The organism is Bacillus sp. FSL H8-0545, assembly GCF_038006105.1.
Lineage (GTDB): Bacteria > Bacillota > Bacilli > Bacillales > Bacillaceae_G > Bacillus_A > Bacillus_A cereus_U.
The window spans coordinates 2,983,739-2,996,500 of sequence record NZ_JBBOUO010000001.1; the positions used below are offsets into that span (position 1 = coordinate 2,983,739).

Below are 12,762 nucleotides of genomic sequence, written 5' to 3' on the forward strand. Positions count from 1 at the left end.
CTCTCCCAATCATTCCTTACAAACTAAGCATAATGCCCATTGAGAAAAAGGGATGTGATATCAATCACAATAATATATGAAAATTTGTGACAGTTCATATTGTTGACATAATATTTTTATTGACACTCTAAAATTTATACATAGGCATGTACACTTCTGTTGATGCTTCCAAATCGCTAAATAATTGCTTTAAAGAAAGTCTAACAATATATAAATAAAAATGAATCTTTTACTAGCTCATTGTACAAAACTAAGATTTCTTACTATATTTGGCGATAAAGCATTTTGAATCTCTTGCGTAAATAATTTTGATTTATAAAATACAAAATTTCACATATAAATACGCTATTCTTTCTTATAATCCAAAAGAAAGAATAGCGTATTTTATTAGTTGAGAATGTTTTAAGGTTATTATGAGAACTCCCTTTATTTACAGTACTTTTACACTACCTTAACATTGTTTACATTAATTTATGATATATTAATATAGAAACTACTTAAGAAATTTCATGTACATTTTATCTTTATGATCTCTTATTTAATTGATAGAGAGATCATGTTATATCTTTATAACAGGGGTGAATTAGGATGACTGAAACTTTAAAGACACTTATAATGCTTGATGTTACTTACGTTATTATAGCAATTATGACGGTACTGGTATTTGTATACTTGGAATTAAAATCTCAGTAACGTATTCAGGCGTAATCGATAGCTTCGCATTTAAATATAGTTAGAAAAAAGAGAGGAGAAAATTGTTTTCTCCTCTCTTTTTTATTCCCACAGTTTCTTATTTCAACAAATCCAATGTATGTAAAAGTAATCCTCTGTCCCCTACTTCCCCATGACCAGGTACTACTGAATTTATATTTCCATATCGGTTCAACACATTCTCAATCGATGTGGACCATTCATTTACATATGCATCAGCAACATTTCCTAAATCTTTTGCTTCCGCAGATTTCACTAAACAGCCTCCAGCTAAAATTTTGTATTGCGGTAACCATACGACAATGTTATCTTCTGTATGTCCTTTCCCTGGATAGAACGTTTCTACTTTCATATTTCCAAACTTCATATTCGTAATTGTTTGTAAGTCTCCAAGTGGCTTCTCATATCCATTTTTCTTTGCTAGTTCCGCAGTTAATGCTGTACTATGCGCTTTAATGCCTCTTTCTTTCAACGTTTTAATTCCGCCAATTCGATCAGCGTGCGCATGTGTAATAATGACATCCGTTACGCGCTTCTGAAATTTATTTTCTACCATCTCTATTAGTTCCTTCGTTAACTTATCATCCCAAGAAGAATCGACAAGTACTAACCCTTTAGAAGTAGTAAGAACTAGACCACTCGAAGGAACTGCTTCTCCGTTAAAATAACCTAACTCCGTATGAACCCATACATTTTTGTTTAACTGAGAAAGTGAAATAGTTCCGGTCTCATTCTTTATTACTTTTTGCTCTACCTTTTGTTCTGCTTGTACAGAAGAAATTGTACTAACAAATTGAATCGCTCCTAGTAAACTTACACATAATCCTACTTTTATCAACGTATTCTTTTTCATCCTTATCAATCCTTTCTTTCAAAATAAATAGTTATTACCTATAATAGACAATTCATTCCAAAAGTTTGTTCCATCTTTTCTTACATATTTTTCATGCGATTAATAAAAAAGCGTACAAAATTCTGTACGCTTTAAAACTTAATCTTCTTTTTACCATTCACGCTTTTTATTAATTTTCATTTTTTCTTCAAACGCCTTCTCTAAATCAATTTCTAATTTGTTTGCTAAATCACATACATTCCAAATTACATCAAACATTTCTAAACCAATCTCTCTTTTCGAATCTTGTATTTTATCACGCTTTAATATAACTTCCGCTAATTCACCTAATTCCACCATCACATACATCGTACGCTCTTCAATTGTTGTATCTTGAAACCCTTTTTCTTTACTGAAACTCGATACATATTGCTGGAATTCCGAAATATTCATATGTAATCTCCCTTCATCGTAAATATCTCATTTTTAATAAACTTAAAATCAAAATTGTATTTTGTTAAATTATAACATTCATACTATAATTTATTTATAGCCCATTAACGGAGGTGTTTCTGGTGACTCTATTCGCTTCCCCATCATTATTCATACTAGCAATTATTTCATTTGCACTAGCTTATTTTATTGGAGTAAAACAATACACTTGGCTCTTATCAGGATTCAATGAACGCCGCGTGCCGGATAAAGTCAAGTTATCAAAAATAGTCGGTCTTTATAATTTATTTGCTGGTGTCATTGCTACAATCGGTAGTGTCTTCACTACTCCTAATGTCAAAATCATTATTCCTATCATTGTAATTGGACACTTTATAATTGCTGCTTATGTAAATACACGCATGGTGCAGTGAAAAAAGATCACCCAAATTGGATGATCTTTTTTATAATTTATCCACATATTGCTTCGCTTCTAATAATGAAAATCCAAAAGCCTCTCTCACCCTCTTAATTGCTTTAACTTTTTTTCCTGCTTCTACAAGCTGACGTAATTCTTTATTAATCTCAGCTTTATTAATCTCAGCTTTATTAATCTCAGGTTCTCCTTCTACAATTCCCATTTCTTTCGTAATTAATTGTAATCTATCTTCAATCCTTTTTAAACGCGCATCATTTTTCTTTTCAATTTTAGTTAGTTTTTCAGCGATATAAATGAACCCAAAGACTGCTATCGGTATAACCATCCAAAATTCCATGAACGTTCCCCCTTACTAGCTTTTATTTATTTTTTCACTAACTTATGTAAATTTTACCATGACACACATTTAATGTATAATAGTAATATACAACATTATTGATAAAACCTATTATTTTAGGGGGACACTTTATGAAAAGATTTTTGAATACGTTATTGCAATTTGTAGTTCTTTCAATCGTGCTACATTTATTATTTGATATAGTTGGTTGGCTCGTTTTCAATGCACCAATAAAAAACAAAGAAATCATTATTTCCTTAATAACAACCTCATGGCTTATGTACATGTATCGAGATAAATTTTTTAAAGCATTCACTTCGAATTAACTTAAAATAAGAAACACTTCATCGGTAAAAGATGAAGTGTTTTCTTTTACTCTCCTTCTATCTATTTACTAATGTATAATAAAGTTAATATTCTATTTTTAAAAAGAAAGGAGCAACTATGAACTTAAAAAGTAACAATATATACGAGAAAATGAACCAATATTCCGTTGCTGGTTTAAGCCTTGCCGTCATACGTGATGGCAAACTAAACGAAGCGACTGCCTTTGGAACACTTGAATCTGGAACAAATAGAACTGTCACTACGGATTCCATCCTCAATTCTTGTTCTATTAGCAAATTCATCACCACAATGCTCGTACTAACATTATCAGATCAAGAAATCGTACATTTAGATGAAGACGTAACTGATAGACTCACATCCTGGAACATCCCTACCAATCTATTTACTTCACAGAAAAAAGTCACGTTGCGAAACTTATTAAGTCACCAATCTGGAATCATTGATCCTCCTAATAGTTTTGAACATTATAAGCTAGAGAAAGGAATACCTAAAATTCCTGAAGTCCTTTCTGGTAGAACATTATATTGCCCAGTACCTATAGAAATGAATTATGAACCAGAAAGTGAATTTCACTACTCAGACGCAAACTTTTGTATAATCGAACAACTACTAGAAGATATTACTGGGAAATCATTTAGTCAGTTACTAGAAGAACTTATCTTCCAGCCACTACAAATGAAAAATAGTACACTCTTCTCTCCCGAAGTCATAGATAAAACCGATGCTTTTGCTTGCGGGCATAATAAAGATGAAACTGTAACAAATGAGAACTATCCATTTTATCCATTCGCAGCTGCTTCAGGCATTTGGACAACACCAACCGACTTATCAGCTTTAGTAATCGAACTCATTCATTCCTTACAAGGAAATAGCAAACTAGAACTTTCTCAAAAAACAGTACTAGATATGATTTCTCCTCAAGGCTGCTCAAAATGGACTGGATTAGGTATTTTTCTAGATGATTCTAATGAAGACTTACAAATTTACTCACTTGGATGGGGTGTTGGATTTCAATGTATGATTGTATGTAATCCATACCGAGGTAATGGCGCTGTTATTATGACGAACTCGGATTTAGGTGTTCATCAAAAGGATGGGATTATTGGTGAGGTTTTAAAAATGTTATCCCTATAATGAACGAAACAGATATAAAGAAAGAAGCTGATTCTCCCAGCTTCTTTCTTTATATAACATTTTTCACCACAATTTTAATATGTTCTGGTGCTATAATTTCCGTTATACTTTCTTGGAAATCTTCATGCAACAATTCTTCAATATGTTCTAACTGCACTTCGACATGTGTACATTCTAAATTATGTATATTCAATAGTGCATAATGATCTTTTTTCTTAATTATTAAATATTGATTTTCTTCTGTTACGAGCATTGAACCTAATCGGGCTCCTAGTAGGCGTTGATCATCAAACTTCATAATTGCTTCTCCTTCCTTCACATAAATATAATTTACAAGTAATTATATTTATGGAAATAGCTCTAATGTAGACTATATCATAATTTACTAAAATATAAATATCATTTTTCTTCCCAATGAAAATTCCTGTTTTTTCATATATTTCGATACAAAAAAACTTTCTCAACACAAAAATAAGAATTTTCAGTTTTTTATCCCGTGAAAATCTATTATAATAAAGTTAATAAATGTTTGACCTCTCCTAATTCATGTACATATGGATGATCAGTAGCTGTTGCTACTGATCTATTTTTTTAATCTCAGAAAGTAAATAGGTCGCATCCTTTCCTACACCACAAATAAGCGCAGAGCCCCTTTGAGATTGCCAGGGCAATCCGATATAATACAATCCTCTTACTGGACTTATTCCCTTTATATGATTAGGAAATCCTTTCTCATTCACAGCCTTTTCTATTTCAATCCATTTATAATCTTGAACAAAACCAGTTGACCATATAATACTTTGTGCCCTATACGTATCACCATTCTGAAACATAATGTTATTTTCTGATGCACTTACTACTTTTCCCCATAGTTTCATTGCTTCATTACGAATGAGTTCCTTACCTTCAAAACCAAAAATAGGATCCTTTCTTTTCTGAAACCACCTTCCTCTTTTTGTATTTATTTCGGCATACAATAAACCTATTTTTTCTAACCAATTAAAAATGCTTTTTCTAAAAAGATGTAACGGTAAAAACGTTAAAGGATGACTTATAGACATTGTAACTTCATGAGTTTTTGCAAGTTCTACTGCTATTTGCATTCCTGAATTCCCGCCACCTACTACTAGTACTTTCCCTTTAGGAATTTGTGATGGTGTTTTATATTGTGATGAATGTATTTGAAAAATATGTGATGAAAGATGTTGTGAAAATGAGGGGATGAATGGTTGCTGAAAACCACCTGATGCGATAATAACTTTTTTCGATTGTAAAATTTCTGTAGGAGTGTGTAATTCAAATATTTCTTTCTCTTTCCTTATTTTTAAAACTTCAGTTTGCAATTGTACAGGTAATTTAAAATACGTTGCATATCCTTCTAAATAATTTGCAATCTCATCTTTATATGGAAATCCATTTTTCTCTCCTATTAATGCCATACCTGGCAAGCTACTATATGCCCTCGGTGTAAAAAGCTCCAAAGAATCATATCGGTTTCTCCATGAATCACCAATTCGGTTTCCCGCCTCAAGTAATAAGAAACTATATCCTTCCTGCTTCAAGTAGTATCCCATTGCTAATCCAGCTTGACCAGCTCCAACGATAATTATATCTTTCACTCCAATCCCTCCTTCTCACAAACACATGAATACATGTTCATATGTTCATACGTTTCCATAATCATAACATTTTATTTTTATATAATTCAATATCTACCCAAAATAAAAAGAGCAGTTTACTATAAAGTAAACGCCCCTTAATATGTATCATCTCGTTACTCATTAATATTTCAATTGTCCCTAAAGGATCTAACGGTCCATACACACTATCACCTAAATTTATTATCATTTCGACCTTACGACATGAAATATCTTTTAATACCGCCTTTAAAGCGTGACTATTTCCATAAATATCTGAAATTATCGCTATTTTTCTTTTCATTGTAACCCCTATTTTGATAAATTATTTATGAAACCTCAATTTCTAAACCATTTCCTCATAAAATGTAATTCTATTTAAAAACGGATCAATCACAGTTAATTCAATTGTATCCCAAGGTGTTCTCTCTATATCAGGTTTTGAATAAGCATAATCTTTACTTGATAAAGTAGCATAATAACTTTTTAAATCCTCTATTTTCACACGAATCGCACCACCTGGTGAAGCATCCCCATGATGTTCTGATAAATGTATCACAACATCATGTAACGAAATTTGCATATATAACGGCATATTGTCCTCATACCGATGTTCCCAATCCAACTTAAACCCTAAAAAGTTAATGTAAAACAAATGAGCCTTTTCAACATCAAAAATTCTAAATATAGGTGTAATCATTTATAATCCCCTCCTATTTATAAACATCCGCAGCCAATTCCCGCAAAACATCTACATTCATCACTTCAAAGCAACCATTATTTTTCTTTATAATCTCTTTATCACAAAAAACATTTAATGTTCGTAATAAATGCCGATAACTCGTTCCTAACAATTCGGCTGTTTCCGTTAAATTCCCACTAAACACAATTCTATTTCCGTGCTGAACCGCTCGTTCCCCTGCTGCTAACATGTAACTCGCAAGTCGATTTTCAAGCGGATACAGTAAATTAATTGTACTATTTTTTGAAAGTCGATTTAATTTATTGGCTAAAGAACCACAAATACATCTTAAAAATTTCGCATCATGAAACAACTGATTTCTAACTTTCCCTAAAGGCAAGCCAACACAATAAGAATCTGCCATGACTTGTACGTTTGAAGTGATCCTTTGAGAGTGAATTAACTCTACATCCCCTAACAATTGCAAGCTATCATAAAAACATAATAATACGGACTTTCCATTACTTAATGTGTTAAACGCTTTCGCTTTTCCTTCAACAAAGAAATATAAATAATCTATCTCTTCATTTTCTCTACAAATGAACTCAGTCTTTTTAAAAAATATAAGTTCCATATATGGCTTCATATCACTACTAAAAAATGAGTCAATATTATTTTGTTTCATATAATCTGCTAATTTATTTGAATTACATACTTTCTTCATAGTTCCCCACCTTTACAACTCATCCCCATTTTAATCAAAATTTTCTTCTTCTACTATGACATATGTCATAGTAATACACAATTTCAACATGATACAGTCATTACAAACATGAAATACAAAGGGGATATTACATTGTATAACTTTCTTTCTGTCTTTATTGGTGTGCTTATTGCCATTATGCTTCCATTGAACGGAATTTTATCTGAGTTGATTGGCAATTATACAGCGAGTGTTGTCATTCATCTTGTAGGTTTAATAGCAGTTGTTTTCGTGCTAGTCCTTAACAAAAATAAAATTCACTTTGAAAAAGGTATTCCGCTTTATTTATATAGCGCTGGAGCGATTGGTGTATTCACTGTTCTTTTTAGCAATATAAGCTTCTCTGCTCTTGGTGCCTCTATTACTATCGCATTAGGCTTACTTGGTCAATCTATTGCTTCTATCGTAATTGATCATTTCGGTTTATTAGGTATGAAAGTTGCGAAGTTTGAAAAGAAAAAACTAGTTGGGTTATTATTCATCTCTTCTGGAATTATTATCATGACAATTTATTAATGGGGGCAAGAATATGTTATATATTTGTATCGCTATTTTAGTTGGAGTATCCATCGTTGTTGCTAGAATTATTAACGCGAATTTAGCAAAGAAAATTGGAAATTGGGAAGGTACGTTTTTTAATTATATTACTGGATTATTTTTCTCTATGTTATTTTTAATTTTCAGTTCAGATTCGTTGTATATTTCTAGTCATACACTGCAATCCATACCTATCGCTGTATACTTAGGCGGATTAGTAGGTGTTATCGTCATCTCATTATCAAACTATATTACTCCTAAAATTCCAGCATTTTATTTAACGTTACTCATCTTTATCGGACAATTATTTACGGGGACTATCATTGATTTCTTCTTGTCACACGAACTCTCAATGGGCAAAATTGTCGGTGGAATTTTCGTATTAATAGGGCTTACTTACAATTTACTCGTTGATCGCCCTATAAAAACTGTGAAGCATAGCCACGTACAACTATAATACTTTACGCTTACCTATCATATATTAATAGAAAAGCTCTTCAAACGAAGTAATAGAGAGGAGAATATTCTATTAAGAAAATTATTTTACTGCTAGGTAGTGTATTGATTATTTTTGGAATCGTATGGTTTTTCAACTCTGGAAAATCTATTCAAGATTTCTATACAGCAAGCAAACCAAAGAAGAAAGCTACTATTATTTCAACTCAAAGAGACCCAAATGCACCTCCTGTCTTTTTAGGAAAACAGGAAATAAAAGATATACATGTAGAGTCAATTAAAACAAAAAAATCTATCTTCCTTACAAAAACAGATGAATTAAAAACATTCATTAACAGTATGGACACAGCAAAAAAAGGCGATTTAACGCTAGATGAAGAAGGTTCTGATTCAGTAGATTGTAACATGTGGATTACTTTCCAAGATGGGACTTATAAACAATATTTAATTTGGATAGTAGATAACAACAGTAGTGAAGTTATGATTGCCCATCAAAACACTCCTGATGACGTAGATCTTACTTATTATCAATTAAATGAAGGGAATTCGAAAAAAGTATATAACTTATTTAAAAAGGTTATTTAATAGAAAAAGTCATGAGCTAATAGGCCCATGACTTTTTCTATTTATATATATTCAGGGAACACTTTACAGCTCTTTTCCTGCTCTATATCATGTCCAAAGAAAACAATTGGATTCTCTTTCCTAACAACTTCTTTTAAACGTTTAATTGAAGATAAAGCTAATTCCGGATCAAATCCTGCAAATGGCACTTCACCTTCAAAATTTTCTTTCGTGTACGATGCATCAATCGTTAATAACACAGGTCCAGAGTTTTCCGTATTAATAAATAGTGACTGATGCCCTGGAGAATGCCCCGGTGTATACAACAGTTGAACACCTGGTACAACTTCATAATCCCCTTCAATAATTTTATAGTTTAAATTCGGCAAAATACACTCTTTTAAATATTCTTCTCTATACTGCGCTGCCTCATATTCAGCACGCTGTACAATGATCGGTGTATTCAAAAAAGCACCATTGCCCCCTGCATGATCAAAATGCAAATGCGAACTAATAATATATAAAAGATCTTCTGGCTCATACCCTGCACGCTTTAAAATATTTACGATTCTATCTTCTTCAGTCATTTTTGGTAAAATCTGTCCCTCAACAAATGTACCGTTAAAAAGCCCTTCATTATTAACTGCACTTTCTGGCATACCTGTATCTACTAAAATAGGCCCCTCTTCTGTCTCCAACAAATAGCACCATACAGGTAAGTTCAATAAATTCCCCGGTGTGAGCGTACTATTAACAGAAGAATGGTCTAACATACAACGACCTGCTGGGACGAAATAAAGCTTTTTCACTGTCATTATGTATCCACCTTTACATTTAGTTTTGAATAAAACAATATAGTAAAGAATTCCTCTTGTTAGAAATAAACTCCTTCTCTTCTTCCATTGTTTCAACTATTATTTTTAGGTTGTTCACAAATTCTTCATTACAGCATTACTTATCATTTTTAAATTTCCGAATAGCAAAAAACAATAACCTAGCTGTGATATAACATATAGCAATTCCTACGAAACTAACACTAAAATCATCTGTATGAATAGCCATAACTTTTAAAACATCTAAATTTAATACGTGACCAATTAACGAATACATAATGATAATTGCCATTACGATTAAATAATCGCTTTTGCTTAGTTTTGCTGTCATTAGTCATTCACCTCGCATTGTTTTCTATACCGATTGTACATTATTTATCAGAATTTTAAAACTAAATCAACGACAGCATAAAAAGGAATGTACTTTTTTACATAACAACACTTCCCATCTATAATGAAAGAGAAAAAGACTCTTACTTTAATGGAGGGAATAGAAATGAAAGCAATTGGTTTACATGAATACTTACCTATTGAAGAAGAAAACAGTTTAATTGATATTGAAGTTGAAAGACCTGTTGCCACAGGAAGAGATATACTCGTTAAGATCAATGCGATTTCCGTTAACCCAGTTGATACAAAAGTTCGATCTCCGAAAGATAAAAAAGAAGATGTAGCAAAAATACTTGGCTGGGATGCTTGTGGCGTTGTCGTACAAACTGGCGAAGGTTGTACATTATTTAAAGAAGGCGATGAAGTATTTTACGCTGGAAGCATAACGAGACAAGGTACATATAGTGAATACCATCTAGTTGATGAAAGAATTGTTGGTAAAAAACCAAAAACGTTGAGTGATGCTGAATCTGCAGCAATTCCTTTAACAGCCATTACCGCGTGGGAAGGTTTATTTGAGCGTTTAGGGATCGATTACTCTAAAAAAAGCGAAAACACATTTAAAAACATTTTAATTATCGGCGGAGCTGGTGGTGTTGGCTCGATTGCTATTCAGTTAGCTAAATGGGCTGGACTAAACGTAATCGCAACCGCATCCCGCAACGAAACCATACACTGGGTTGAAAAATTCGGTGCCGATTATATAATTAATCATCACCAACCTTTAAAAGATCAACTATTAGAATTTGGGCTAAAAGATGTAGATTATATCTTCTGCTTAAACAATACTGATCAACATTGGCACGCAATCGGTGACCTCATTAAACCACAAGGGAAAATTTGCTCTATCGTCGAAAATGAGCACCCTCTTGAGATGGGGATTTTAAAAAGTAAAAGTGCTACATTCGTTTGGGAGTTTATGTTTACAAAAGCGATGTATGAAACTGGTGATATGATTACGCAGCACGAACTATTAAATAAAGTAAGCGAGCTATTAGATGAAGGTATTCTTCAAACTACTTTAAATGATACGTTAACACCAATTAATGCAGAAAACCTTAAAAAAGCACATGCATTACTTGAAAGTGGACGTACAATTGGGAAGATTGTATTAGAAAAGTTTTAATAACAAAAGTCCGATTTCTAAATAAGAAATCGGACTTTTTTATTACCTTTATTTACTTGAAATCTCTTGATCATTTTGAACTTCTAACGGAGCTCTCTTCCCTATTCCGAAAGCATAGAAACTAATTGTTACGATAGCTAAGAAAACAATACCTACAACTAGTGAAATACGAGTATCATCGTTAAACCACATACCGATTAATACCATAATTAAAAAGGCAATTGTTAAATAGTTTGTAACAGGAGCAAATGGCATTTTGAATGGATGATCTTTCATCTCTGCTCCCTTTTCTTTTCTAAAACGAATTTGACTAATTAAAATAACAAACCATGGCACCATACCAGGAAGTACACTCGCACTATATACATATACGAATAAGTTTTTTGGCGCGATATAACTTAAAACAACACCAACCGCTAAACCGATAATTACACCAACTGTACCGAATAAAGGTACACCGTTACTAGAAATCTTCGCAAAGTATTTCGGTGCTTGCCCATTTACACCTAACGTATAAAGCATACGTCCAGCACTATAAATACCACTGTTACAACCAGACATTGCCGCTGTAATAACAACGAAGTTAATAAGTCCCGCAGCTGCCGTAATACCAACCTTCGCAAAAGTTGCTACGAACGGACTACCAATTGAACTTAATTGATCCCAAGGATAAACAGTTACAATAACGAAAATAGCACCAATATAGAAAATTAGAATACGCCAAATTGTGCTTTGAATTGCTCTAGTAAGTGTCTTCTTCGGATCTTTCGCTTCACCAGCAGTAATCCCGATTAATTCCACACCTTGATATGCCCCAACTACAAGTGATAGCGCAAAGAAGAATCCTGAAAAACCACCTGTGAAGAAACCACCATTTTTCCACAGATTAGATATACCAATTGCTTCTCCTCCGTTCCCAATTCCGAAGAAAATGAGACCGAATCCGGCAATAATCATTAATAAAATCGTAACAATTTTAATCATTGCAAACCAAAATTCAAATTCACCAAATGACTTAACCGAAATTAAGTTAGCAGCACCAAGAATAACCATTGCAATAACACCAGGTATCCAAGCCGGTAAATCTGGGAACCAATATTTCATATACGCCCCAACTGCGATAATCTCTGACATCCCAACGATAACCCACTGGAACCAGTTACTCCACGCTGTCATATAACCAGCTAGCGGATGAATATACTTGTGGCCAAATGTCGCAAATGAACCTGTGCTTGGCTCCATATACAACATTTCTCCCATGGCACGCATAATGAAGAAGATGAAAACACCTGCGATTGCATATGCAAGCATTACTGACGGACCTGTCCATTTAATCGTGCTGGCTGACCCCATAAACAAACCAACACCAATTGTTCCGCCTAAAGCAATCATTTGAATATGACGTGCTTCTAAACCTCGTTTCAATTCTTTGTTTGCCACTTCATTTCCCCCTCTTAGATGATTCATAGCCGCATTTAAAGTAAGATGCTTTACCCTAATTCCTCTTCGGCTTGAAAATGATGAAACAAACGTCATTTTAG

The 12,762-nt window shown here is 33.0% G+C and carries 17 protein-coding genes and 1 pseudogene; 7 read left to right on the forward strand and 11 right to left on the reverse strand.

The annotated features are described in order from the left end of the window. Nucleotides 1-790 precede the first annotated feature (790 nt). Both bla2 and MHI07_RS15635 read right to left on the reverse strand, forming a co-directional pair. A complete protein-coding gene (gene bla2, locus MHI07_RS15630) occupies nt 791-1,564 on the reverse strand; it encodes a BcII family subclass B1 metallo-beta-lactamase (protein ID WP_088078984.1) in 774 nt (257 codons plus the stop codon). Nucleotides 1,565-1,714: 150 nt separating this feature from the next. Beyond that, a complete protein-coding gene (locus MHI07_RS15635; RefSeq protein ID WP_088078985.1) occupies nt 1,715-1,996 on the reverse strand; it encodes a MazG nucleotide pyrophosphohydrolase domain-containing protein in 282 nt (93 codons plus the stop codon). Between the two features lie 122 nt (nt 1,997-2,118). Between MHI07_RS15635 and MHI07_RS15640 the strand changes: the two genes are divergently transcribed. Further along, nucleotides 2,119-2,409, forward strand: a complete 291-nt coding sequence (locus MHI07_RS15640) for a DUF3784 domain-containing protein (protein WP_340824934.1) — start codon at nt 2,119-2,121, stop codon at nt 2,407-2,409. Between the two features lie 30 nt (nt 2,410-2,439). Here MHI07_RS15640 and MHI07_RS15645 read toward each other — a convergent pair whose 3' ends face one another. Next, nucleotides 2,440-2,751 (reverse strand): hypothetical protein, encoded by a 312-nt coding sequence (locus MHI07_RS15645; protein ID WP_340824936.1) that lies wholly within the window; start codon nt 2,749-2,751, stop codon nt 2,440-2,442. A gap of 131 nt (nt 2,752-2,882) precedes the next feature. Between MHI07_RS15645 and MHI07_RS15650 the strand changes: the two genes are divergently transcribed. Both MHI07_RS15650 and MHI07_RS15655 read left to right on the forward strand, forming a co-directional pair. After that, nucleotides 2,883-3,077 (forward strand): hypothetical protein, encoded by a 195-nt coding sequence (locus tag MHI07_RS15650; RefSeq protein WP_070144248.1) that lies wholly within the window; start codon nt 2,883-2,885, stop codon nt 3,075-3,077. A 118-nt stretch (nt 3,078-3,195) separates the two neighbouring features. Next, complete coding sequence (locus tag MHI07_RS15655) at nt 3,196-4,233, forward strand: serine hydrolase domain-containing protein (RefSeq protein WP_340824938.1); 1,038 nt, start codon at nt 3,196-3,198, stop codon at nt 4,231-4,233. Nucleotides 4,234-4,282: 49 nt separating this feature from the next. Here the strand turns inward: MHI07_RS15655 and MHI07_RS15660 are convergent, their stop codons facing one another. The 5 genes and pseudogenes from MHI07_RS15660 to yeiL all read right to left on the reverse strand — a co-directional run bounded on the left by MHI07_RS15660 (nt 4,283) and on the right by yeiL (nt 7,276). Continuing rightward, nucleotides 4,283-4,531 carry a hypothetical protein gene (locus MHI07_RS15660; RefSeq protein ID WP_088099389.1) on the reverse strand — a complete coding sequence of 83 codons (249 nt, stop codon included), beginning with the start codon at nt 4,529-4,531 and terminating at the stop codon, nt 4,283-4,285. A 277-nt stretch (nt 4,532-4,808) separates the two neighbouring features. After that, nucleotides 4,809-5,852, reverse strand: a complete 1,044-nt coding sequence (locus MHI07_RS15665; protein WP_340824942.1) for a flavin-containing monooxygenase — start codon at nt 5,850-5,852, stop codon at nt 4,809-4,811. 133 nt (nt 5,853-5,985) lie between these two features. After that, nucleotides 5,986-6,174 (reverse strand): annotated as a pseudogene (locus MHI07_RS15670) (metallophosphoesterase family protein); the annotation flags it as partial. 42 nt (nt 6,175-6,216) lie between these two features. Then, on the reverse strand, nt 6,217-6,570 hold the full coding sequence (locus MHI07_RS15675) for a glyoxalase superfamily protein (protein ID WP_340824944.1): 354 nt from the start codon (nt 6,568-6,570) through the stop codon (nt 6,217-6,219). A gap of 13 nt (nt 6,571-6,583) precedes the next feature. Beyond that, nucleotides 6,584-7,276, reverse strand: coding sequence for a transcriptional regulator YeiL (yeiL, locus tag MHI07_RS15680; RefSeq protein WP_340824946.1), 693 nt, complete (start codon nt 7,274-7,276; stop codon nt 6,584-6,586). 108 nt (nt 7,277-7,384) lie between these two features. Here yeiL and MHI07_RS15685 point away from each other — a divergent pair, with 108 nt between their 5' ends. The 3 genes from MHI07_RS15685 (at nt 7,385) to MHI07_RS15695 (ending at nt 8,893) form a co-directional block, all read left to right on the forward strand. Beyond that, on the forward strand, nt 7,385-7,831 hold the full coding sequence (locus tag MHI07_RS15685; protein ID WP_002121099.1) for a DMT family transporter: 447 nt from the start codon (nt 7,385-7,387) through the stop codon (nt 7,829-7,831). A gap of 13 nt (nt 7,832-7,844) precedes the next feature. Then, nucleotides 7,845-8,309: a DMT family transporter gene (locus MHI07_RS15690; RefSeq protein ID WP_002121102.1), complete on the forward strand. Its 465-nt coding sequence runs from the start codon at nt 7,845-7,847 to the stop codon at nt 8,307-8,309. A 104-nt stretch (nt 8,310-8,413) separates the two neighbouring features. Then, entirely contained in the window at nt 8,414-8,893 is a 480-nt protein-coding gene (locus MHI07_RS15695; protein WP_002161034.1) for a hypothetical protein, read from the forward strand. A gap of 41 nt (nt 8,894-8,934) precedes the next feature. On the opposite strand, the gene aiiA is transcribed toward MHI07_RS15695, so the two are convergent. Together aiiA and MHI07_RS15705 are read right to left on the reverse strand one after the other, a co-directional pair. After that, a complete protein-coding gene (gene aiiA, locus MHI07_RS15700; RefSeq protein WP_340824949.1) occupies nt 8,935-9,687 on the reverse strand; it encodes a quorum-quenching N-acyl homoserine lactonase AiiA in 753 nt (250 codons plus the stop codon). 136 nt (nt 9,688-9,823) lie between these two features. Then, the gene (locus tag MHI07_RS15705) at nt 9,824-10,036 is read right to left on the reverse strand and encodes a hypothetical protein (protein ID WP_286097510.1); all 213 of its coding nucleotides are present in this window, start codon (nt 10,034-10,036) and stop codon (nt 9,824-9,826) included. Between the two features lie 165 nt (nt 10,037-10,201). On the opposite strand from MHI07_RS15705, the gene MHI07_RS15710 reads away from it, so the two are divergent. Further along, nucleotides 10,202-11,221, forward strand: a complete 1,020-nt coding sequence (locus tag MHI07_RS15710) for a zinc-binding alcohol dehydrogenase family protein (RefSeq protein ID WP_340824953.1) — start codon at nt 10,202-10,204, stop codon at nt 11,219-11,221. A gap of 48 nt (nt 11,222-11,269) precedes the next feature. Here the strand turns inward: MHI07_RS15710 and MHI07_RS15715 are convergent, their stop codons facing one another. Then, nucleotides 11,270-12,661, reverse strand: coding sequence for an amino acid permease (locus MHI07_RS15715; protein WP_340824955.1), 1,392 nt, complete (start codon nt 12,659-12,661; stop codon nt 11,270-11,272). Nucleotides 12,662-12,762: the final 101 nt, after the last annotated feature.